This window comes from Maribacter hydrothermalis, assembly GCF_001913155.1.
GTDB classification, from domain to species: domain Bacteria; phylum Bacteroidota; class Bacteroidia; order Flavobacteriales; family Flavobacteriaceae; genus Maribacter; species Maribacter hydrothermalis.
The window spans coordinates 892488-914665 of the sequence record NZ_CP018760.1 but is presented as its reverse complement, the minus strand read 5'-3'; the positions used below and the strand labels follow the sequence as shown (position 1 = coordinate 914665).

Here is a 22178-nt window from a genome sequence, read left to right as displayed (position 1 = left end):
AATGCGGCTTAACTTAAGAATTATTTTTCATTTAATGGGGCTTCTATTGTTATGCAACGGAGGCTTTATGCTTTTAGCGGCTGTTGTCAGTGGTATATACAAAGATGGGGTTACATTAAGTATTGCACTTGCGTCTATAACCACTATGTTCGTTGGGGTTTTTATGATGTACTATACAAGAGGTCATAAGAAGGAAGTAAAACAAAAAGAAGGTTATATTATTGTGACCTTTGGCTGGATAGTTATGTCTGTATCTGGTATGTTGCCTTATTTGTTTTCCGGGGCAATACCCGATATTACCAATGCATTTTTCGAAACCGTATCTGGATATACAACTACAGGTGCATCAATAATGGATGATATTGAATCCATGCCCGAGGGTATTCTTTTTTGGCGTAGTCTCACGCATTGGATCGGCGGAATGGGTATTATAGTTCTAGCAATAGCTATTTTGCCGTTATTGGGAATAGGTGGGATGCAATTGTTTTCTGCCGAAGCACCTGGACCAACAGGGGATAAGTTGCATCCAAGAATTACCGATACCGCAAAACGACTATGGCTTATTTATTTTGGATATACGGTTGCGGAAACCATTTTGTTGCAAATTGCAGGTATGTCTTTTTTTGATGCTATAAACCATGCAATGGCAACTTTGTCTACTGGTGGATTTTCAACAAAAAATGCAAGCGTTGCGTACTGGAACGACCAGCCATTAATTCAGTATATAATTATCTTCTTTATGTTTTTAGCGGGTAGCAATTTTGTGTTAAGTTATTTTGCATTTAAAGGAAAAGTGCAAAAGGTAATAAAAGATGAAGAATTTAGGTACTATGCCGGTTTCATTATTGTATTTACAATTATAGTAACCTTGGTTATTTATTTTAAAGCAAATATAACAGACGTAACTCCAGGGTATCCTATGATATTTGGGAAAGGTGAAAGTTCATTTAGGCATGCATTGTTTCAGATAATTTCGGTAATTACCACTACGGGTTTTGTTAGTGCGGATTTTACACAGTGGACACCTTTTTTAACGGTTTTCTTTTTTGGGCTGTTTTTCCTAGGAGGGTCTGCCGGATCTACATCTGGTGGTATAAAAGTTATGCGCCACTTAATAATTATTAAAAATGGGGTTCTGGAGTTTAAAAGAACACTACATACAAATGCTATTATACCGGTTCGTTATAATAATAAAACGGTAAAGGAAAAAATTGTATATAATATTATAGGCTTCTTTGTACTGTATATGCTACTCTTTATTATAGGGGCCTTAGTGTTAGGATTTTTAGGGCTGGATTTTGAGTCTGCTATAGGTGGCGCAGCGTCATCATTAGGTAATGTAGGTCCGGCATTGGGTAGTTTAAATCCGGTCAGTAATTTTAATAGTTTGCCAGATTTAGCAAAATGGTGGTGCGGATTTTTAATGTTGGCTGGTAGGCTAGAGCTGTTTACCGTACTCATATTACTAACACCATATTTCTGGAAACGAACGTAAGAAGTAAAAAAAATATTAAGAATAAAAAGTCCCTTCATTTGAAGAGACTTTTTTTATGTCATAGGTTACTCTTTATTTCAAAGCTTCTTTTATTCTTGAAATAGCTTCTTTTATATCTTTTACAGATGCAGCGTAAGAAATACGAATACAATTTCCGTTTCCAAAAGCATCTCCAGTAACAGTAGCTACATTTGCAGCTTCTAGGATATACATTGATAAGTCTGAAGCGTTATTAATTTTAGTGCCATTTAGCGTTTTTCCAAAATAGGCTGTTACGTCTGGGTATACATAAAAAGCACCTTCGGGCTCATTGCATTTAAATCCGTCAATTTCATTTAACAAACCTAAAATTAATTTTCGACGTTCTTTAAATTCATCAACCATAAACTTAATACGGTCTGGTGATTCTTCTAAAGCAGTTATAACGGCACGTTGTGCTATACAGTTAGCACCACTAGTAACTTGACCTTGTAATTTATTGGTAGCGCGTGCAATATATGCAGGTGCACCAATATAACCAATTCTCCAACCGGTCATAGCAAATGCTTTCGCAACTCCATTTACGGTAACGGTACGGTTATACATATCTTCAAATTCTGCCATGGAGGCATGTTTGGTTACGCCATAATTAATATGTTCGTAAATTTCATCGCTTACAACAATTATTTGCGGATGCTTTTGTAAAACATCAGCTAAAGCACGTAATTCTTTTTTACTATAAATAGAGCCACTTGGGTTACAGGGGGAGCTATACCAAAGCATTTTTGTTTTTGGTGTTATAGCGGCTTCTAACTGTGCCGGCGTCATTTTAAAGTCATTATCTAAAGAAGTGGCAACTTCTACGGGTACGCCATCAGCCAATTTTACGATATCACTATAACTTACCCAGTAAGGGCATGGCAAAATAACTTCGTCGCCTTTGTTAAGTATCACTTGTGCTACATTATATAATGATTGTTTAGCACCAGTAGAAACTACAATTTGAGAAGCTTCATAACTAATGTTATTATCTCTTTTAAACTTGGTGATAATAGCATTTTTTAATTCTACATAACCATCAACTGGTGAATACGCATTGTAATCATCGTTAATTGCCTGTATGGCGGCTTCTTTTATGTAGTCAGGCGTATTGAAATCTGGTTCTCCTAAACTTAAACCGATAATATCTTTTCCTTCCGCTCTTAATTCACGAGCCTTAGCGGCCATTTCCAAAGTAGCTGACGGTGTAACACTATTTATTCTATCCGAAAGTTGGTTGCTCATAGTTGCTGTTAATTTCTAGTATTGTAATGTAGGCTCCTTGCCTAATTCTTTTAAATGTTTAAAGTGCGAAATTATAGCTTTTCTAGTAGTTTTATACTCGTAATAAGGCAAATTAAATTCCTGAGCTGTTTGTTTCACAATTTTTGAAATATTTGTGTAATGAACATGGCTAATATTAGGAAAAATATGGTGCTCTACTTGATGATTTAACCCACCAGTAAACCAGTTTACAATTTTATTTTTGGTGCCAAAATTAACTGTTGTAAACAATTGATGAATGGCCCAAGTATTTTTCATAGTACCAGATTCGTCTGGTAAAGGGGTATCGGCGTCATCGACAATATGTGCCAATTGAAATACTACACTTAAGATAACCCCGGCGACATAATGCATTAAAAAGAATCCTATTAAAATTTTCCACCAAGCAATGTCTAAAATAAGCATTGGTAAAACTATCCAAATAGTAATGTATAGTAATTTCGTTACAATCAAAGTACTCCAGTTCATAGTGGCACTAGGTAGTTTACCATAAGCTAATTTTCTTTTCATGTATCTATACATTTGCTGAAAATCTGTCGTTATTGCCCAGTTAAAAGTTAGTAAACCGTATAAGAAAACGGAATAAAAATGTTGGAATTTATGGTATTTTTTCCATTCGGCATGTTTAGAAAAACGTAAAATTCTTCCTGCTTCCATATCTTCATCGTGCTCGTGAATATTGGTGTAGGTATGGTGAAGTACATTGTGTTGAACTTGCCAATTATATACATTACCGGCAAGAATGTAAATACTACTACCCATTAATTTGTTTACCCATTTTTTGTTTGAGTATGCGCCATGATTGCCATCATGCATAACATTCATCCCAACACCGGCCATTCCAATACCCATTACAATGGTTAAGAGAAAATTGGCCCAATTAGGTAAACCTAAAGTTAATATTAGAAAATAAGGTGCAAGAAATAATGAAAACATAACCAAAGTTTTAAGATGGAGTTTCCAGTTTCCTGTTTTCTTTAATTTATTAACTTTAAAATAATCATTAACTCTGTTGTTTAAAGTTTTAAAGAATTTTGCAGAGTCTGTTCTAGGAAAGCGTATAGTATTTTTTTCCATAATCGAATAATCTTTTACTTAATATTTTGTAATTGAATCTATAATAGTTTGATAGCTTAATTAAAAGCTAAATCTTTGCAATAATGAATATATTAATAATATCTATTTACAAATATACGGATGACTGCTGAAATCATATTTGAAAATTTTCCCAATTTATCTGAAATACAGAAACAACACTTTATAAAGTTAGAGGAATTATATAAAGATTGGAACCAAAAGATTAATGTGGTTTCCAGAAAAGATATTGATGAACTCTATTTAAGACATGTTTTACATTCTTTAGGCATAGCCAAATTCATAACTTTTAAAGACGGTTCTACTATTCTAGACGTTGGTACTGGTGGCGGATTTCCTGGTATTCCTTTGGCAATATTATTTCCAGAAGTCAATTTTACACTGGTCGATTCTATTGGTAAAAAAATTAAAGTTGTGGATGAGGTGGTTTATGGGTTACAATTAACTAATGTAAAAACAATTAATGCACGTGTAGAAGAAATACCGGGTCAGTTCGATTTTATTGTTAGTAGGGCCGTTGCGGCTATGCCAACATTTGTACATTGGGTCAAAGGAAAGATTAAAAAAGAATCTGCCCACGATATTCGAAATGGAATATTATACCTAAAAGGAGGTGATTTAGGAGAGGAATTAAAGGACTATAGAACAGCCGAAGTATACCAATTAGCTACTTATTTTAAGGAGGATTTTTTTGAAACTAAAAAAATGGTATACCTTCCATTAAAATATAAAGGGTAATTATAAGGAGTACGCCTGGTAATACGCTCTTCTATATTTTTGTACGAATAACTTAATAGCGTCCCTTGTTTTAACTATAATACTACTATTAGGAATTTTTGATGCGGTAGATTTCATAAGTTTTTAAGTTTAAAATATTTATTAATTTAATTAAAATACATTTAATTTACAATTAGTTAACGTTAAATTTACATTGTTATTGTTTTTGATATATTAGATTAATACAATGCAAAAGCCCGTTAACTTAGATAATTAACGGGCTTTTGCAGTAAATTTAATCACTTATTTACTCCACGGTGGTACAACTCCATTCGATCTAGCATAGGCAATTAGTTGTCCTTTGTGTTCTCCATTATGTTCCATAATAGCCAAAAGACCTCCTAATTTGTTTGCTTTCATAAAACCAAAATCAACTTCTTCATTTAATGCTCCATCTTCTACTTTTGTAATTATATCCAGTGCAAATTCATTAGATTTTTTTAGAGCGGCAATGATATTTTCTTTACCGGTAATTTTGCCTAAGGCCATTACGTCAACATCTTCTGGTGGCGCAAAACCTAATTTAGATGCTAGAAAGTAGTTTCCACCTGCAACATGTAAAAGGGCTTCACCAACAGAAACGACACCTTCTGTTGGTCTCCAATCATACAGTTCTTCTGAGAACGCTTCTGCAAGTTGAATAACTTGAGCTTGATTCCCAGTTAAAACGGCCTTAATAGTATTCTGTGTTAGTTCTTCTTGTGCCATAGAAAATGCTCCAGAAATAAGCAATACAATAAATAGTAACTTTTTCATAATTAGTGTTTTATGGTTAATAGAGTGAAATTTAAGTTGGTATAATATTACCGTTATTTAAACTATAAATCAAAAAAAAGGCTGAATTTTAATTCAGCCTTTTAAATCTTTTAACCTAAAAATGGATATCTATAATCTACTGGGGTCACAAAAGTCTCTTTTATTAATCTGGGGGAAACCCATCTTAATAAATTTTGTGCAGAACCAGCTTTATCATTTGTTCCAGAGGCCCTTGCGCCACCAAAAGGTTGTTGGCCAACAACTGCACCAGTTGGTTTGTCGTTAATATAGAAGTTGCCCGCGCAATTTTGCAATGCTTTTGTCGCCTCGTCAATAGCATATCTATCTTGAGAAAGTACGGCACCAGTTAATGCGTATTCAGAAGTACCATCAATTAATTGTAATGTTTTGCTCCAATCTTTGTCTTCGTATACATAGATTGTCACTACAGGGCCAAAAAGTTCCGTTTCCATTGTGGTGTATTTAGGGTCTGTAGTTACAATAACTGTTGGTTCAATAAAATACCCTTTAGACTTGTCAAAACTGCCACCTGCATATATCTCCGCATTCTTGTCTTCCTTAGCTTGGGTAATATATTTTGCTAATTTATCAAAGGAACCTTCATGAATTACGGCAGTAATAAAATTACTCATGTCTTCTGGTGAACCAGGTTTGTTGAATGATTTGATATCAGCTTTTACAAATTCTAAAATTTCTGTTGACGTTGATTTTGGTAGGTACACTCTTGACGCTGCGCTACATTTTTGACCTTGAAACTCAAATGCGCCTCTAGAAATTGCTGTAGCTACTTGCTTAGTATTAGCAGTTGGGTGCGCTAAAATAAAATCTTTACCTCCAGTTTCTCCAACTATTTTTGGGTATGTTTTATAGGTATGTATATTATTACCTATTTGTTTCCAAAGTTCTTTGAATACATGAGTGGAGCCAGTAAAGTGGATTCCGGCAAAATCAGGACTTGCTAAAATTGTATTAGTAATCATAACAGGGTCACCATAAACAACGTTTATTACGCCATCCGGTAAACCTGCTTCTTTAAATACGTCCACAATAACTTTTGCCGAAAAAATTTGACTATCACTAGGTTTCCAAACAACTACGTTACCCATCATTGCTGCACTAGCAGGTAAATTCCCTGCTATAGCTGTAAAATTGAACGGTGTAATGGCGTAAACAAACCCTTCTAATGGTCTATACTCTACTCGGTTCCAAATTCCTTCTGCAGAATCAGGTTGTTCCGCGTAAATCTGAGACATATATTCTACGTTGAAACGCAAAAAGTCAATTAATTCGCAAGCTGCATCAATTTCTGCTTGGTGAATATTCTTTGATTGCGCAATCATGGTGGCTGCGTTAATTTTTGCGCGGTAAGGTCCAGCTATTAATTCGGCTGCTTTCAAGAAAATAGCGGCGCGTTGTTCCCATGTTAAATTAGCCCAGTCATTTCTGGATTCTAAACAATTGTCAATTGCTGATTGTATATTTTTTTTATCTGCAGTGTGGTATGTGCCCACAATATGCTTATGGTCGTGCGGAGGAGACATAGGCTTTGTATTACCTGTTCGTATCTCTTCTTTTCCTATATACATAGGAACATCAACATTACCATTGAAATATGCTTTGTATTGTTCCAAAACTGCTTCTCTTTCAGGAGATCCAGGAGCGTAGCTTTTAATTGGTTCATTAATAGCGGTAGGAACTTGGAAAAAACCTTTACCCATTGTCAAATTTTTTAAATTAAAAAGTTGATCAAAGGTACTAAAACAGTGTTGGACTTAAAATTAAAAGAAGGTTAAAAGGGTTTAGTTTAAAGCAAACGGTGCACTAAACTTAAATGTAGGTATGTAAACTCTAAATTTATCGGAATTACTTATGAGTACCATATTATAATGTCCTTTCATTGCGCCAATTGGAGAAGTAAGTAAACATCCAGAATTATAGGTATGAGAATTACCAGGTTTAATTACTGGTTTTTTACCTATTACTCCTTCACCGTCTAAGGTCTCCATATCATTTAGGGAGTCATATATTTTCCAGTGACGAGAAGTTAGTTGAACAGCATCCTTACTTTGATTTTCAATAGTAATAGTATAGCCAAACGCATAATGCATTTTATAGTTCTTAAAGAATGTGCCTTCAAAACTAGTTTGTACTGATATTTTAATGCCTTTGGTAACTTGTGTTATCATCATATTTAATATGTAAATACGCTTGCAGCTATTAATATTGTCATTGCAATGCCTCCTAAAATAAAAAAAATAGTGTTTAGGAACATATATTTTATAATCGTTTTAACTCTTCCTTGCTGATAGAAATTTCGCATTGCTTTATATAGGTAAATAGCGAATACTAAAAAAAACAATCCTTCGCTGTTAACACTAAAAGTAGCGTTGATTAAATTGCTAACAATGAGCAAGATAAATAATAACGATTGATTGTGGAAACTAAAGATTAAATGATCGGTGTAAGTGTGTTTTTTTCTGATATAGACCAACCAAACGAAAACAGAAAAGAATGGAAGAAAGAAAAATGTTGCTATCGGTAGTTTTGAAATTAAAGAATTGATAAAGGTGCCAGGTCGCTTTTCAATGTCAATTAAACTACTGGAAAGATTATATGCCATTTTATTTTCGGTAAGCTCTGGTACTTCGTATTTAATAACGCTTTGGTTAAAATTATAGATAGTATCGTTTTTTATTACAGTATTGTAAAATTGAATTTTTTCAAATAATCTTTCAAAAAAATTTTCCTGGTTAATGCCTTTAAAATATCCTTTAGGCCTACTAAGTATTAAGGAATCTTGTGAGCTGAGCTTTAAGTTATTTAAACCCTTAATATTTAACGAATCTAACTGGGAAAGAGCTAGTTTTTTATCTTCCTCATTTTCAAATTCTAGGTTGTTAAACTGAGTTTGTAAATCAAAGAATTGAGTTGGATTGTCCGAGCCAAATTTATTTAGCGTTTCAAACTCACTATTGAGACTAATAATTAAGAAATAAACAATAGATAAACTTAAAAGAAAACGAAATGGATTGGTGTAAGACAAGCGTTTGCCGGCAATATATTCTTTTGTGATTTTGCCCGGCTTTAAAAGTAAAGCAGTTAGGGTCAGCCACAGTTTAGAATCGTAAGAAAAATAATTAGCAAAAAACTCTTCAAAAAAATCAACAAGGGTGAGTTTTTTTGTGCTATTTGCCTGAGAACAATTGGGGCAGTATTTGTCGCTTAAGTCAAGAGGGTGTCCGCAATTAAGGCAGTCAACACCACGGTATTGCATGCGATAACGTCCAGTAGTTTTTATGGTTGGTTTGTTTTTCATCGATTATGAAAAACGTAAATATACAGTTAGTTAGTGATATCTCTAGAATTTGCGGAGCCAATACCGATAAGGCTATCGTACATATCGCCAAAGTTTCTATAATAAACTAGAATAATATAATTGTTTTCAGTGAAGTGAAAATTTCCACTTACAACATTTGGTTTCATTTCGCCGCCATCTTTAAGAACGTATTTATAATTGTAAAAACCTTGTTTCATTTTTATGGTTGCCTCCATCATACCATTTGTTTCATTATAGGTCATTTTGTTCTCATCAGTTAGGGCGTAATTGTTGAATTTTCCAAAAATGTAAACTTCGTCTAAAGCAATAAATTCATTGTAAGGTAGGCTAAAATATACATTGGTATATTCAGCTTCTCTAGATGCATTGTCGCCTTGTAAAGTTCTTACTACAAAATCACCATTTATATCGGGAAAATAAGTGTAAGGCTTATCATTTCTAAATCCATCAGAAAATAGAATGTGATTATAAAGGTCAGTTAATTCTATTCTAGAAATTTGAGAGCTTGGAGCTCTTAAGTCACTAGTGTCGAATAACAAATATTCATTGCCAGCATAAAAAGCGGTTTCTTGGTCGTATTTGTAAACTAGTTCTGTACCAATTGTATATTGTGGTTTAATATCGTAAAGGGCAGTGGGCCAATAGTAGTTTTGTAATATAGCAACCTTAACTTCTTTTTTTGGATTTACAAGCTTGTAGCCAGAGGATTGAATGCTAAATTGTACTACCTGTTTTTCGTTTATGTAATTAAAATCCCTTGAGCGTTTTATAGTAGCAGCTACGTTAACAAGATCTTTGTAAACTAAGAATCTACGAGAGAATTGAAGCTCGTCATAGTTATTATATATTTCTATAAGATAATTACCGCTAACTTTTAATCTAACATTGTCATTTGGTATAGTAAGTTGGTAGTTAGAGTAGGTTTCTAAGGTGGTATAGCTATTTTCGTATTGGGTTATTCTTTGATTATCTACCCCCTCTATGTATTGAGATTTTAATAAGGATGATTTCGTCCAGTCGTAATCACAATGGGTAACCTTATAATAGTAGTCCTGCTCGTTTGCTAAAATATCATCGAATTCTAAATAAATAGGTTCACCTATCTTAATGATAGGAAATTGATCATCAGTAGGGCCTTTGAATATAATAGATTTTATGTTTTCTGGTGGATTTACCTCCACTTGAACCTGTGCTACTATGTTTTGTAGAATAAAAAAGAAAAATAAATATTTAATAAAAACACGCATTGTATAGCAATTTTAAAGGTAAAGGTAAACAAAAACGATGCCTAAAAAATATACCTCGATGTAATGATTAAATTATAGGGTAATTATTATGAAAACGATGTTTTTGTACTTAAATTTGCTCAAATTTTGTTAACCTAAAGGTCTACACGCAAATGTCCAAAGACATACGAATAAAAAAAGGGCTCAACATTAACCTTGTGGGCGCCGCAGAACAGACGACTTCGAAAGCTGTTTTGAGTAATGTTTACGCAATACAATTGAGTGATTTTCACGGCATTACCCCTAAAATGATGGTAAAGCAAGGCGAGCAGGTGAAAGCCGGTGAACCTTTGTTCTATAACAAAAACATAGAGGATATGCTCTTTGTATCGCCTGTAAGCGGTGAGTTAATAGAAATTGAAAGAGGGGCGAGAAGACGTATTTTGACCTTAAAGATTTTAGCCGATAAAACTCAAGAAGTATTAGAAGGATCAGTTTTAAATGTTGAAAAATCATCGAAAGGAGAATTAAAAGCTGCATTGTTGAAAAGTGGTTGTTGGCCATTTATCAGACAGCGTCCTTATGATGTTATTGCTGATCCTGAGACTACACCTAAATCTATATTTATTTCTGGATATTCAAGTGCGCCATTACAAGCAGATTTAGATTATGTTTTACAGGGTAAAGAAAGGGAATTACAGGCGGCGGTAACTGCGCTGGGTAAATTAACACCTGGGAAAGTACATGTGTCTGTTGGTTCTGGTAATTCGCCATTATCTTCAATGAACGGGGTAGAGTTGCATAATGTTTCTGGTCCGCATCCTGCAGGTTTGGTTGGTACTCAAATTAACAAATTAGACCCTATTAATAAAGGTGAGTTAGTTTGGACAGTTACTCCTCAAGATTTAATAATAATAGGTGAGTATTTAATTACAGGTAAATTTAATGCCGAAAGAATGGTTGCTCTTGCGGGATCTTCTGTAAAAGCGCCAAAATATTATAGTACCAAAATAGGTGCGGAGATTTCTACTTTCCTATATGCTAGCGGTGTTAAGGAGGAGAATATTAGAGTTATCAATGGTGATGTTCTTACGGGTTCCAAAAGTAAACCAGCTGGGTTTTTAGGTTACTATAATAATACGGTTACGGTTATTCCGGAAGGCAACGATTATGAGTTATTTGGATGGAACAAACCTGTTTTCAATAAAATATCGGCTACCAGGGCTTTAACTTTTTCTTGGATGCAGCCAAATAAGAAATATGACTTAAACACTAATACTAACGGTGAGCATAGAGCTTTTGTGGTGACAGGACAATATGAAAAAGTTTTTCCAATGGATATTTTTCCAATGCAACTTTTAAAAGCTTGTATGGTAAAAGATTTGGATGAAATGGAGCAATTAGGTTTGTATGAAGTGGCTCCTGAGGATTTTTCGTTAACTGAATTTATATGTATTTCTAAACAACCACACCAGAAAATTATTCGTGAAGGGTTAGATTTATTGCAAAAAGAAATAGGATAAGAAATGAGTTTAAAAAGCAAATTACACGAACTTAAACTGAAGTATCAGGGTAAGAAAATGGCTCCTGCCTTTAATGCCTTTCATACTTTTTTGTTTTCGCCAGATGAGACCACCCATTCAGGTGGAACACATGTTAAATCAGCCGACGATTTAAAACGAACAATGAACACAGTGATAATGGCACTGGTACCAGTGTTAATATTTTCTATGTTCAACGCGGGTTACCAACACTATTCTGCAATAAACGGTTTTCCGGCAGATTTTTCTTTAATGAACGATTTCCTTACTTGGGATAATTTTTGGATCGGTATTATTAAGGTTTTGCCATTAGTGGTTGTTTCTTATGGTGTTGGACTAATAGTAGAATTTATTTTTGCCGTTATAAAAGGTCATGAAGTAGAAGAGGGATATTTGGTTACCGGTATGTTGGTTCCATTAATTGTTCCAATTGATACGCCTCTTTGGATGTTGGCCGTAGCCGTAGTATTCGGTGTTGTTATTGGTAAAGAAGTTTTTGGAGGTACAGGAATGAATATTCTTAATCCTGCATTAACTATTAGAGCATTCTTGTTCTTCGCTTACCCTACGTGGATGAGTGGTGATAAAGTTTGGGTTTATGGTGCTCGTGAGCGTTCAGAAGAAATTTTAGCAGGTGCCAACGTAGATGCCATATCTGGGGAAACGATATTAGGATATTTAGCTCAGAATAAAGGAGCGGAAATAACCTATTCTGTGTCAGATATGTTCTTCGGATTTATTCCTGGTTCTGTTGGTGAAACCTCGGCATTACTTATTCTTTTAGGAGGGTTGTTCTTGATTTTTACAAAAATCGCTAGCTGGAGAATAATGCTAAGTGCTGTTATAGGTTCTTTAGTAATGGGCTTAATATTCAACCAGGTAGTTGAGTTTGGATGGGTAGGTGAATCTAGTAAGTTTTACGGATTAATGAGTTTCGATTTTTGGAAGCATTTAATAGTCGGTGGTTTGGCTTTCGGTATTGTCTATATGGCTACTGATCCTGTTACCGGATCACAAACAAATAAAGGTAAATGGTATTACGGTTTCTTTATAGGTTTCATTTCTGTATTAATTCGTGTATTTAACCCAGCATACCCAGAAGGTGTTTTCTTGGCAATCCTTTTAATGAACGTATTTGCACCAACAATTGATCATTATGTTGTTAGGGGTAACATTAAGAAAAGAATGAACAGATTAAAGAATGCTACTATCTATCCTAAAGATGCAGATGGTAAGGCAGAAGAACTTAAAGCGGAAACAGTTTAATTATGGCACTAAAAACAGATAGCAACGTTTATACAGTAATTTTTGCAGCAATTATGGTTGTAGTAGTTGGGTCAATACTTGCGTTTTTGGCTTCAGCATTACGTCCTAATATTAAAGAAAACGAGCGTTTTGAAAAACAGCAGAATATTCTTTATGCAATGGGTGTAAATGAAAATGGTGATGATACGGGTAGTGTAAACTTTATTCCTACAGATGTAGTAGAAAATGAGTTCGCAAGTTATATTAAAGAGCAGTTGGTTATTCAAGGCGATAAAATCACCGAAGATAACGAGGCATATTTAATCGATTTAAAAAAGCAATTAGCAAACATCAAAAAAGGTGAAGATTATAAGTTGCCAGTTTTTATAGGGGAAAAAGATGGGAAGAAATTCTATATCATCCCTATGTATGGCAAAGGACTTTGGGATGCAATTTGGGGTTTCATTGCTTTAGATGATACTATGACCGTACAAGGTGTTTATTTTGACCATAAAGGGGAAACCCCTGGTTTAGGAGCAAACATTAAAATGCGCTATTTCATGGATGATTTTAAAGGAGAAACTATTTTAAATGGTACTCAGTACGCAGGCATTGCTGTTGCTAAAGGGAACAATGATCCATTAAACAAAACAAAAGATGATAATGAAGTAGATGCCTTGGCGGGTGCTACAATTACCGGCAACGGTGTTTCTGCTATGATAAGCGAAACTGTCAAATTATATAAACCTTATTTAGAAACAATTAGAGCAAAGTAATATGGCACTACTATCAAAAAAAGATACAAATCTAATTATGGATCCGCTTGCGGATAATAACCCGATTACTATACAAGTTCTAGGTATATGTTCAGCTTTGGCTATTACGGCAGAATTGAAGGCATCTTTAGTGATGGCCGTTTCCGTAATTTTCGTTTTAGGTGCTGGTAACGTAGTAATCTCATTAATGAGAAATATTATTCCATCTAAAATTAGAATCATTGTTCAGCTAATCGTAGTTGCGACATTGGTAATTATCGTAGATCAAGTTCTTAAGGCCTATCAATATGAGTTAAGTAAAACATTAGCAGTATTTGTTGGTCTAATTATAACTAACTGTATTATTATGGGGCGATTTGAAGCATTTGCTTTAGCCAACGGACCATGGCGTTCATTTTTGGACGGAATAGGAAACTCTTTAGGTTACGGCGTTATTTTGATAATCGTGGGTTTCTTTAGAGAGTTGTTAGGGTCAGGAACTTTATTTGGGATTCCGGTTTTGGGAGATCCAATTGAGAAAACAGGGTTGTATGCTACTGGCTATGAGAATAATGGTTTTATGATTATTCCTCCAGCAGCGCTGATAGTAGTTGGTATCATTATTTGGGTACAACGTTCAAGAAATCCAGCACTTGTAGAAGAAAATTAAACGGATATTTAAGTAGAAATTATGTTAGAACATGTAGAATTATTTTTTAAGTCCATCTTTATCGATAACATGGTATTTGCCGTGTTTTTGGGGATGTGTTCTTATTTGGCGGTATCCAAAAAAGTGGCTACTGCTGTAGGTTTAGGTGCTGCTGTTATATTTGTATTGGCGGTTACGGTACCAATGAACTGGTTGTTAGATAAATATTTATTACAAGACGGAGCCTTAGTTTGGTTGGGACCTGAATATGCGGATTACAACCTTAGCTTTTTGTCATTTATCTTATTTATAGCAACCATTGCAACAATGGTACAATTAGTAGAGATAGTTGTGGAGAAATTTTCACCTTCATTATATAACTCATTGGGTATATTCTTGCCATTAATAGCAGTAAACTGTGCAATTCTTGGTGGGTCTTTATTCATGCAGGCAAGAGAAATTGAAACATTGGGATTAGCATTTAATTATGGAGTTAGTTCTGGTATTGGATGGTTTTTAGCGATTTTGGCAATTGCGGCCATTCGTGAAAAAATTAGATATAGTAATGTTCCTGCTCCTTTACGAGGCTTAGGTATTACATTTATTATTACTGGTTTAATGGGTATTGGTTTTCAAAGTTTTGGAGGTATGCTAACTGGTGGCGGTGATGAAGCTGAAGAAACTACGGAGCAAGTAAATCAACTAATTCAGCCAGAGGTTGTAACCCCTGTTGAGGAAGAAGTAATAGTAGATAAGAACAAAGAAATAGACGAAAAAGTTATTTCTTATAACGACGTAAATAAATAATTATGATTTTAGCTGCAAGTACAGGCGGAACTATTCTAATAACCGTTGTCGCATTTCTAATATTATTAATGGCATTAGTGGCATTGCTTCTGTTTACTAAGCAAAAGCTTTCTCCTTCTGGTCCTGTTACTATAACAATTAACGGGGAAAAGAAAATTGAAGTCGCCTCTGGAGGTTCTTTATTATCAACTTTAGGAAATCAAAAAGTATTTTTACCATCAGCTTGTGGTGGTGGTGGAACTTGTATTCAGTGCGAGTGCCATGTACTTTCAGGAGGCGGTGAAGCGCTACCTACTGAAACACCTCACTTTTCAAAGAAAGAATTAAACCATGGTGCACGTTTAGCTTGTCAGGTTAAGGTAAAACAAGATATGGAAATTACTATACCAGAAGAGGTTTTTGGTATTAAAAAATGGCCTGGGAAGGTAGTTCGTAATTATAACGTAGCATCATTTATTAAGGAGTTCGTAGTTGAAATCCCTGAAGATATGGGCTACAAAGCTGGTGGCTATATTCAAATTGAGATTCCTCAATGTGAAGTTAAATTTGCGGATATGGATATCACGGCTCACCCAGAGGAGCATGAAACTCCAGATAAATTTCAGGCAGAATGGGATAAGTTTAACCTATGGCCTTTAGTTATGAAGAATCCTGAAACAGTAGAAAGAGCATATTCTATGGCTTCTTTCCCTGCAGAAGGAAGAGAAATAATGTTGAATGTGCGTATTGCAACTCCACCTTGGGACCGTGCTAAAAACGGTTGGATGGATGTAAACCCTGGTGTGGCATCTTCATATATCTTTAATCTTAAAAAAGGCGATGAAGTAACTATTTCAGGACCTTATGGAGAGTTCTTTATTAATGAATCTAATTCTGAGATGCTTTATGTAGGTGGTGGTGCAGGTATGGCGCCAATGCGTTCGCATTTATATCATCTATTTAAAACATTAAAGACCGATAGAAAAGTTAGTTATTGGTATGGTGGTCGTTCTAAACGAGAGTTGTTTTATTTAGATCATTTTTATAAGTTAGAGGAGGAGTTTCCTAATTTTAAATTCTATTTGGCACTTTCAGAGCCAATGGAAGTTGATAATTGGAAAGTAAAAGAAAATATAGACGCTCCAGGCGATGGTTTTGTAGGTTTTATTCACAATTGTGTGATTGAAAACTATTTAAATCATCATGAGTCGCCAGAAGATATTGAACTTTATTTCTGTGGACCTCCGTTAATGAACAAAGCAGTTCAGAAAATGGGCGAAGATTTTGGTATCCCAGATGAGCATATCCGTTTTGATGATTTTGGTGGATAATATTTAATACATTGAAAAACAATATAATAGCCGATACTATATGTATCGGCTTTTTTATCAAATTTATTTAAATGCATGTATTAACAGAACAAGAGCTTCATAATTTAGCTATGAATATAGTCGGCAAACAATTGGAAGAAGCCGGATTCGAATTTTTAGCGGTAAACAGTGAGTTGCGGAAGAATCCACAATTTGTTTGTACCAAGGATAAGAAAATGCGCTTTATTGTGGTAAAAGCTATTGAATACCCAGGTGATCCAAAGGATATGGATTTCTTTATGTCCGACCTAAATAAAATGAAAGAGCATGCCTTAAAGTTTGACGCTACAACATTTTATGCCGGTGTAGGTTTGGTAAATGCTGCGGACCATAATTTGCCAGTTTATTTAGATGAAGAGTATATAGTTGATTATGATGGTTTAGTTGAGATATGATGAATAGGTTTTTAATTTATGGTATAATTATAGGGTTATTTTATTCCTGTACTCTTGGTGATTCAAAGAAGTATCGTAATGAATTTAGAGGTGCTGCATTAGGTACCTCTTATAATATTATTGCTATTGATTCTGAAGATATTGAATTACAAAAAGATATAGATTCGGTATTTGCGGTTATAAATAAATCACTATCTACCTATATACCAGAATCTGATATTTCTCGAATAAATAAAGGAGATTCGACTGTAGTGGTAGATAGAATGTTTAAAGATGTATTTGAACTTTCCAAGACTATTTATACAGATACAAAAGGTTTTTTTGATCCTACAGTAGGTACTTTAGTAAACGCTTGGGGTTTTGGACCAGAAATAGAAATAGCTTTGGATAGCTTAAAAGTGGATAGTTTATTAAATTTTGTAGGTCTTGATAAGGTATTTATTAATGACCAAAATCTAGTAATAAAATCTAACCCAAATATTTATTTAGATTTTAATGCAATTGCAAAAGGTTATTCAATTGACCGGATTGCTGCTATGCTTGATGCTAAAGGGGTAGAAAATTACCTAGTAGAAGTAGGTGGGGAGTTAATTGCTAAAGGGAGTAATGTAATAAAACAAAAAGAATGGGTGGTTGGTATTGATGACCCGGAAACAGAATTAGATAGATCCACAAAGATTTTAATTAATTTAAATAATAGGGCTTTGGCTTCTTCCGGAAATTATAGAAAATTCAGGATTGACGAAGTTACAGGAAAAAAATATGTTCATACTGTAAACCCCAAGACAGGGTTTACACAAATTTCAAATACGCTTGCAGTTACAATTTTGGCAGATAATTGTGCAACCGCTGACGCCTATGCTACAGCTTTTATGGCGATGGATTTAGATGAAGCTTTTAAATTGATAAACAAGAATAAAACATTAGAGGCGTATATCGTTTATTTGGATTCGAATGGAGAAACTCATGAGTTTCTTACAAAAGGATTTAAGAGTTTAGTAGTTAAATAATTATTTTTTGACAAAAGGTATTATTTCACCAGTGGCAAGTCTGTACCGGTCTATTTCTAAAGGTGTAAGTTGTTTGGTGAAATCTATTTCCTCAACTCTAAATCCAATAGTTCTTAATATGTCAAAATAATCTCTTCCGTAAATGCGTACATGGTCATATTGACCAAAAATTTTAGCCCTTTCTACTTTATCGGTAATAGAATCATCCTCAAAAGTTGTTGCTCTTGAAAGATCCTGTGGAACCTGGAAAATGCCCCATCCGTCAGGTTTTAAAATGCGATATAATTCGCTCATTGCCTTATTGTCGTCAGGAATATGTTCTAAAACATGATTACATAGAATAACATCAAAAGTGTTATCCTTAAACGGAAGATTACAAATATCAGCCTTTACATCGGCTAATGGTGAATTTAAATCTGTTGTGGTGTACTTAATATTTTTTAACTTTTTAAACCGTTTGTAAAATGCCTGTTCTGGCGCAAAATGTAAAACCTGTAATGGTGCAGTGAAAAAATTAGTTTCGCTCTTTAAAAAAAGCCAGAGCAACCTATGTCGTTCTAGAGATAGGGTAGAAGGCGAAAGAACATTTTCTCTAGGACTTTCATATCCGTAAGGTAAAAAGCTTCGAAAAGTATTTCCGTCAATCGGGTCTTCATAAGTTTTGCCTCGATAATATGCCTTAAAAAATGGTTTTATCAAATAACTAAGTGAAATTAATACAGGCCTTGGAACAAGGTTAAGAAAAAATTTAAAAATTTTCTTCATCTGTATGCTTTAACTTTTTACGGTCGATGAAGTAAATTCATCTTCCTCATCACTAACAATACCTAAGGCATCATAGATATATTTAAAAGTAGAAAGTAATTCTGGTTTACCATTTACAATGGCAACATCATGTTCAAAATGAGCACTTGGTAAACCATCAGCTGTAAGAATGGTCCAACCATCTTTTAATTGTTTAATGTTTTTTGTTCCCATATTGGTCATTGGCTCAATAGCTACGGTCATGCCTTCAGCAAACTTTTTGCCACGACCACGTCTGCCATAATTAGGCATTTCTGGGCCTTCATGCATTTTTCTGCCTAAGCCATGGCCTACTAATTCACGTACAACACCATATCCATGATCTTCGGTGTATTTCTGAATGGCATAACCAACATCCCCGACTCGATTTCCTACTTTAAATTCTCGAATTCCAATATAAAGAGACTTTTTAGTTACCTCTAATAATTTTTTCACTTCAGGCGAAACCTCACCAACTTCAAAAGTATAGGCATGATCACCATAAAAATCATTCTTTAAGGCACCACAATCTATTGATATAATATCTCCTTCTTGTAAAGGAGTGTTATTGGGTATACCATGCACTATTTGAGCGTTTGGGCTCATGCAGAGTGAATTTGGAAAATCATATAGACCTAAAAATCCGGGCACTGCTCCGTGGTCACGAATAAAAGTTTCGGCCAAAGTATCTAGCTGAAGTGTAGTAACCCCAGGTTTTACCTCAGAGGCAATCATTCCTAATGTTTTAGAAACGATTAATGCGCTTTCACGCATTAATTCAATTTCTTCGGCTGTTTTTATTTTTATCATAAAATTTAATCCTTTGTAATGAGTCTAAATTTACACCAACGAGTTTTGGGTCATAAATTTTGACTTTTCAACACCCATTAATTTCAAAATTGTTGGCGCAATATCCCCAAGAACACCATCTTTTATATGGTGAATATCTTTATCGACCAAAATTAATGGAACTGGGTTGGTAGTGTGTGCTGTATTTGGACTACCGTCTTCATTTACCATAGTTTCACAATTCCCATGATCTGCAATAACTAGTACTGAGTAGTCATTTTCAATTGCAGCAGTTATGACATCTTTTGCACATTCATCTACAGTTTCGCAAGCCTTAATTGCCGCTTCCATAACACCGGTATGTCCAACCATATCTGGATTAGCAAAATTTAAACAAACAAAATCTACATCACCTTCATTGATTTCTGGAATTATTTTATCCCTAATTTCATAAGCACTCATTTCTGGTTGTAAATCATAAGTTGCAACTTTTGGAGATGGGCACAATATACGAGATTCGCCTTCAAAAGGAATTTCTCTGCCACCGTTGAAAAAGAAAGTAACATGAGGGTACTTTTCTGTTTCTGCAATACGTATTTGCTTTTTACCTGCACTTGCCAAAACCTCTCCTAATGTTTGAACAATATTATCTTTATTGTATACAACGTGAACATTATTGTAAGACTCATCGTAATTAGTCAATGTGACATAATACAAATTAAGCTTGTGCATGTTTTGTTCATGCATATCAACCTGAGTTAAAACCTGGGTTAACTCTCTACCGCGATCCGTTCTAAAATTAAAAAAGATAACAACATCATCTTCTTTTACAGAGGCAATTGGTGTGCCGTCTATAGTGGTCATGACGATAGGTTTTATAAACTCATCTGTAATATCGTTGTCATAACTTTTTTGAATAGTTTTGCCGATGTCTGTTGATTTTTCACCTTCAGCATTGACGATAACGTCATAGGCTTCTTTAACACGTTCCCAGCGTTTGTCACGGTCCATTGCATAGTATCGGCCTATCACAGTTGCTAATTTTGTGTTCTTGTCTGCGCCAAAATGCACTAGGTCTTCTAAAAAACCCTTACCACTTTTGGGGTCAACATCTCTACCATCTGTAAAGGCGTGTAAAAACATATTCTGTACACCAAATTCTTTACCAGCGGTAATTAATCCTTTTATATGATCTGTATGACTATGTACGCCACCATCACTTAAAAGACCTAAGAAGTGAACATTTTTATTGTTTTTCTTCGCATAATCAAATGCACTTTTTAAAACAGGTTCTAAGCTTAAGGTATGCTCACTTACTGCTTTATTTATTTTAGCGAGATCTTGATATACAATTCTTCCGGCACCTAGGTTCATATGACCAACCTCGCTATTTCCCATTTGGCCTTCTGGTAAACCTACATTCATACCATCTGTAAGAAGGTTGGAATTGGCATATTTGGTATAAAGGCTATCAATAAATGGAGTATTCGCTTTATCTACTGCTGATACTTCAGGGTTTGGAGATTTACCCCATCCATCTAATATCATTAGAATTACTTTCTTGTTCATCTATGCTTAGGTTTTAGATCACAAAAATACTATGATCTATTAAGTTATTCTACAAGATGACTTACCTTTTTTCATTAGAGGTAGTATCGCAACAATATTTAAGTTTTTTAAAAGATTTGTTCGTTAAAGTTTCGTTATAACACTGTTAAAGGATGAAACAAATAAAGAAGTCATGCGTCTATTAAAATATACAATATTGTATTATTCATCAATTAAATCATTCATCATGAAAAAAGTAATTCTAACATTATCTATGGTAGCTCTTACCATGGGCACGACCGTAATGGCTGCGGAAAAAGCAAATCTTTCAACAACAACACCAGAAATTAATGTTGTTTCAAGAATTGAAATCAGCTCATTTTGCAAAGCGGTAATAAAGGGCGATTTGGAAACCGTAAGTAGTTTAATAGCTTTAGGGGAAGATGTAAATCAAAAATCTTTAGGTATGACTCCTGCAATGTATGCCGCGCGTTATAATAAGGTTGAAATATTACAGGTGTTAATTGAAAATGGAGCTGATTTAAAGGTACAGAGTAGTCAAGGGCATACAGCAAAACGTTATGCAGAACTATCTAATGCAACAGAGGCTCTTGAATTAATTGAATCCGCGGTGGGAAGCTAGGTTCATTTTAGAAGATTTCTACTCTTAATATTTTAACCCTGTAGTCGAATTTTGAAATAAATTCGACTACAGGGTTTTTTTTAATGTTTTTAAATTGTTAAATATTTATTATTTCTTTCTTAAAGCTATTTAATTCATATTAAAATATGTTTAATTTTAATTAATCAATAATTATAATCAGAAAATAAATATAAAAATTATGAAAAAAACAATCGCACTTTTGTTTTGTGTAAGTGTATTTGCACTTTCCAATTCTTACGCAAGTCCAGTTGATCAACCTTATTCAAATGAAAATAGTACTGTCACTGTCAATGACGAAATAAGCTTATTGTGCAAGGCAGTTATAAAAGGTGATATTGATCAGGTTAGAAGCCTTATAGCTTTAGGGGAAGAGTTAAATGAAAAGTCTTTAGGGTTAACACCTGCAATGTATGCGGCTAGATATAATAAGTCAGAAGTACTAAAGGTGTTATTATTAAATGGTGCTAATTTAAATATTAAGAGCGACCAAGGTTATACTGCTAAGGATTATGCTAAAATGTCTAATGCTAAAGATGTGTTAGGTGTCATTGAACGAGATTCTTAGTTTTGCATTTTTAAAAATAAAAAAGGCTCATTGAAATTTCGATGAGCCTTTTTTATTACTATTGATTCT

Annotated in this window: 22 protein-coding genes; 12 read left to right on the top strand and 10 right to left on the bottom strand. The window is 34.3% G+C overall.

Annotated elements, in window-relative coordinates; genetic code table 11:
- The first annotated feature begins 1 nt into the window (after position 1).
- Entirely contained in the window at positions 2–1495 is a 1494-nt protein-coding gene (locus BTR34_RS03940) for a TrkH family potassium uptake protein (protein WP_068482312.1), read from the top strand.
- Between the two features lie 72 nt (positions 1496–1567).
- On the opposite strand, the gene BTR34_RS03935 is transcribed toward BTR34_RS03940, so the two are convergent.
- A complete protein-coding gene (locus BTR34_RS03935) occupies positions 1568–2758 on the bottom strand; it encodes a pyridoxal phosphate-dependent aminotransferase (protein ID WP_068482315.1) in 1191 nt (396 codons plus the stop codon).
- A gap of 15 nt (positions 2759–2773) precedes the next feature.
- On the bottom strand, positions 2774–3874 hold the full coding sequence (locus BTR34_RS03930) for a fatty acid desaturase family protein (RefSeq protein WP_068482318.1): 1101 nt from the start codon (positions 3872–3874) through the stop codon (positions 2774–2776).
- A 120-nt stretch (positions 3875–3994) separates the two neighbouring features.
- On the opposite strand from BTR34_RS03930, the gene rsmG reads away from it, so the two are divergent.
- Positions 3995–4630, top strand: a complete 636-nt coding sequence (rsmG, locus tag BTR34_RS03925) for a 16S rRNA (guanine(527)-N(7))-methyltransferase RsmG (RefSeq protein WP_068482321.1) — start codon at positions 3995–3997, stop codon at positions 4628–4630.
- A 282-nt stretch (positions 4631–4912) separates the two neighbouring features.
- Here rsmG and BTR34_RS03920 read toward each other — a convergent pair whose 3' ends face one another.
- From BTR34_RS03920 to BTR34_RS03900, 5 genes are all read right to left on the bottom strand, one after another.
- Entirely contained in the window at positions 4913–5425 is a 513-nt protein-coding gene (locus tag BTR34_RS03920; RefSeq protein WP_068482324.1) for a DinB family protein, read from the bottom strand.
- Positions 5426–5535: 110 nt separating this feature from the next.
- The gene (gene pruA / locus BTR34_RS03915) at positions 5536–7164 is read right to left on the bottom strand and encodes an L-glutamate gamma-semialdehyde dehydrogenase (RefSeq protein WP_068482327.1); all 1629 of its coding nucleotides are present in this window, start codon (positions 7162–7164) and stop codon (positions 5536–5538) included.
- Positions 7165–7245: 81 nt separating this feature from the next.
- Complete coding sequence (gene apaG / locus BTR34_RS03910) at positions 7246–7632, bottom strand: Co2+/Mg2+ efflux protein ApaG (protein ID WP_068482420.1); 387 nt, start codon at positions 7630–7632, stop codon at positions 7246–7248.
- 5 nt (positions 7633–7637) lie between these two features.
- Positions 7638–8762, bottom strand: a complete 1125-nt coding sequence (locus BTR34_RS03905; RefSeq protein WP_068482330.1) for a DUF3667 domain-containing protein — start codon at positions 8760–8762, stop codon at positions 7638–7640.
- A 26-nt stretch (positions 8763–8788) separates the two neighbouring features.
- The gene (locus BTR34_RS03900) at positions 8789–10030 is read right to left on the bottom strand and encodes a type IX secretion system plug protein (RefSeq protein ID WP_068482333.1); all 1242 of its coding nucleotides are present in this window, start codon (positions 10028–10030) and stop codon (positions 8789–8791) included.
- 152 nt (positions 10031–10182) lie between these two features.
- Between BTR34_RS03900 and BTR34_RS03895 the strand changes: the two genes are divergently transcribed.
- From BTR34_RS03895 to BTR34_RS03860, 8 genes are all read left to right on the top strand, one after another.
- Positions 10183–11532, top strand: coding sequence for a Na(+)-translocating NADH-quinone reductase subunit A (locus tag BTR34_RS03895; RefSeq protein ID WP_068482336.1), 1350 nt, complete (start codon positions 10183–10185; stop codon positions 11530–11532).
- A gap of 3 nt (positions 11533–11535) precedes the next feature.
- Positions 11536–12816, top strand: a complete 1281-nt coding sequence (locus BTR34_RS03890) for an NADH:ubiquinone reductase (Na(+)-transporting) subunit B (protein WP_068482338.1) — start codon at positions 11536–11538, stop codon at positions 12814–12816.
- Between the two features lie 2 nt (positions 12817–12818).
- Positions 12819–13571, top strand: a complete 753-nt coding sequence (locus BTR34_RS03885) for a Na(+)-translocating NADH-quinone reductase subunit C (protein ID WP_068482341.1) — start codon at positions 12819–12821, stop codon at positions 13569–13571.
- Position 13572: 1 nt separating this feature from the next.
- Positions 13573–14220 carry an NADH:ubiquinone reductase (Na(+)-transporting) subunit D gene (locus BTR34_RS03880; protein WP_068482344.1) on the top strand — a complete coding sequence of 216 codons (648 nt, stop codon included), beginning with the start codon at positions 13573–13575 and terminating at the stop codon, positions 14218–14220.
- 21 nt (positions 14221–14241) lie between these two features.
- Positions 14242–15006, top strand: a complete 765-nt coding sequence (nqrE, locus tag BTR34_RS03875) for an NADH:ubiquinone reductase (Na(+)-transporting) subunit E (protein ID WP_068482347.1) — start codon at positions 14242–14244, stop codon at positions 15004–15006.
- 2 nt (positions 15007–15008) lie between these two features.
- Positions 15009–16316: an NADH:ubiquinone reductase (Na(+)-transporting) subunit F gene (nqrF, locus tag BTR34_RS03870; RefSeq protein WP_068482350.1), complete on the top strand. Its 1308-nt coding sequence runs from the start codon at positions 15009–15011 to the stop codon at positions 16314–16316.
- A gap of 71 nt (positions 16317–16387) precedes the next feature.
- Positions 16388–16750 (top strand): Na(+)-translocating NADH-quinone reductase subunit F, encoded by a 363-nt coding sequence (locus BTR34_RS03865; protein ID WP_068482354.1) that lies wholly within the window; start codon positions 16388–16390, stop codon positions 16748–16750.
- Complete coding sequence (locus tag BTR34_RS03860) at positions 16747–17760, top strand: FAD:protein FMN transferase (protein ID WP_068482357.1); 1014 nt, start codon at positions 16747–16749, stop codon at positions 17758–17760. Before BTR34_RS03865 ends, BTR34_RS03860 begins: the two co-directional genes overlap by 4 nt.
- Here the strand turns inward: BTR34_RS03860 and BTR34_RS03855 are convergent, their stop codons facing one another.
- From BTR34_RS03855 to gpmI, 3 genes are read right to left on the bottom strand one after another with little or no spacing between them, the layout of a single operon-like run.
- Positions 17761–18525, bottom strand: coding sequence for a class I SAM-dependent methyltransferase (locus BTR34_RS03855; RefSeq protein WP_068482360.1), 765 nt, complete (start codon positions 18523–18525; stop codon positions 17761–17763).
- A gap of 9 nt (positions 18526–18534) precedes the next feature.
- Entirely contained in the window at positions 18535–19353 is an 819-nt protein-coding gene (map, locus tag BTR34_RS03850) for a type I methionyl aminopeptidase (protein WP_068482363.1), read from the bottom strand.
- 30 nt (positions 19354–19383) lie between these two features.
- Positions 19384–20901, bottom strand: a complete 1518-nt coding sequence (gene gpmI / locus BTR34_RS03845; protein WP_068482365.1) for a 2,3-bisphosphoglycerate-independent phosphoglycerate mutase — start codon at positions 20899–20901, stop codon at positions 19384–19386.
- Between the two features lie 226 nt (positions 20902–21127).
- Here gpmI and BTR34_RS03840 point away from each other — a divergent pair, with 226 nt between their 5' ends.
- Both BTR34_RS03840 and BTR34_RS03835 read left to right on the top strand, forming a co-directional pair.
- Positions 21128–21523: an ankyrin repeat domain-containing protein gene (locus BTR34_RS03840; protein ID WP_068482368.1), complete on the top strand. Its 396-nt coding sequence runs from the start codon at positions 21128–21130 to the stop codon at positions 21521–21523.
- 199 nt (positions 21524–21722) lie between these two features.
- A complete protein-coding gene (locus BTR34_RS03835) occupies positions 21723–22109 on the top strand; it encodes an ankyrin repeat domain-containing protein (RefSeq protein WP_068482371.1) in 387 nt (128 codons plus the stop codon).
- Positions 22110–22178 lie beyond the last annotated feature (69 nt).

Coding starts and splice junctions, on each gene's coding strand:
- BTR34_RS03940 (WP_068482312.1), top strand. CDS start 2: ATGCGGCTTAACTTAAGAATTATTTTTCATTTAATGGGGCTTCTATTG.
- BTR34_RS03935 (WP_068482315.1), bottom strand. CDS start 2,758: ATGAGCAACCAACTTTCGGATAGAATAAATAGTGTTACACCGTCAGCT.
- BTR34_RS03930 (WP_068482318.1), bottom strand. CDS start 3,874: ATGGAAAAAAATACTATACGCTTTCCTAGAACAGACTCTGCAAAATTC.
- rsmG (WP_068482321.1), top strand. CDS start 3,995: ATGACTGCTGAAATCATATTTGAAAATTTTCCCAATTTATCTGAAATA.
- BTR34_RS03920 (WP_068482324.1), bottom strand. CDS start 5,425: ATGAAAAAGTTACTATTTATTGTATTGCTTATTTCTGGAGCATTTTCT.
- pruA (WP_068482327.1), bottom strand. CDS start 7,164: ATGGGTAAAGGTTTTTTCCAAGTTCCTACCGCTATTAATGAACCAATT.
- apaG (WP_068482420.1), bottom strand. CDS start 7,632: ATGATAACACAAGTTACCAAAGGCATTAAAATATCAGTACAAACTAGT.
- BTR34_RS03905 (WP_068482330.1), bottom strand. CDS start 8,762: ATGAAAAACAAACCAACCATAAAAACTACTGGACGTTATCGCATGCAA.
- BTR34_RS03900 (WP_068482333.1), bottom strand. CDS start 10,030: ATGCGTGTTTTTATTAAATATTTATTTTTCTTTTTTATTCTACAAAAC.
- BTR34_RS03895 (WP_068482336.1), top strand. CDS start 10,183: ATGTCCAAAGACATACGAATAAAAAAAGGGCTCAACATTAACCTTGTG.
- BTR34_RS03890 (WP_068482338.1), top strand. CDS start 11,536: ATGAGTTTAAAAAGCAAATTACACGAACTTAAACTGAAGTATCAGGGT.
- BTR34_RS03885 (WP_068482341.1), top strand. CDS start 12,819: ATGGCACTAAAAACAGATAGCAACGTTTATACAGTAATTTTTGCAGCA.
- BTR34_RS03880 (WP_068482344.1), top strand. CDS start 13,573: ATGGCACTACTATCAAAAAAAGATACAAATCTAATTATGGATCCGCTT.
- nqrE (WP_068482347.1), top strand. CDS start 14,242: ATGTTAGAACATGTAGAATTATTTTTTAAGTCCATCTTTATCGATAAC.
- nqrF (WP_068482350.1), top strand. CDS start 15,009: ATGATTTTAGCTGCAAGTACAGGCGGAACTATTCTAATAACCGTTGTC.
- BTR34_RS03865 (WP_068482354.1), top strand. CDS start 16,388: ATGCATGTATTAACAGAACAAGAGCTTCATAATTTAGCTATGAATATA.
- BTR34_RS03860 (WP_068482357.1), top strand. CDS start 16,747: ATGATGAATAGGTTTTTAATTTATGGTATAATTATAGGGTTATTTTAT.
- BTR34_RS03855 (WP_068482360.1), bottom strand. CDS start 18,525: ATGAAGAAAATTTTTAAATTTTTTCTTAACCTTGTTCCAAGGCCTGTA.
- map (WP_068482363.1), bottom strand. CDS start 19,353: ATGATAAAAATAAAAACAGCCGAAGAAATTGAATTAATGCGTGAAAGC.
- gpmI (WP_068482365.1), bottom strand. CDS start 20,901: ATGAACAAGAAAGTAATTCTAATGATATTAGATGGATGGGGTAAATCT.
- BTR34_RS03840 (WP_068482368.1), top strand. CDS start 21,128: ATGAAAAAAGTAATTCTAACATTATCTATGGTAGCTCTTACCATGGGC.
- BTR34_RS03835 (WP_068482371.1), top strand. CDS start 21,723: ATGAAAAAAACAATCGCACTTTTGTTTTGTGTAAGTGTATTTGCACTT.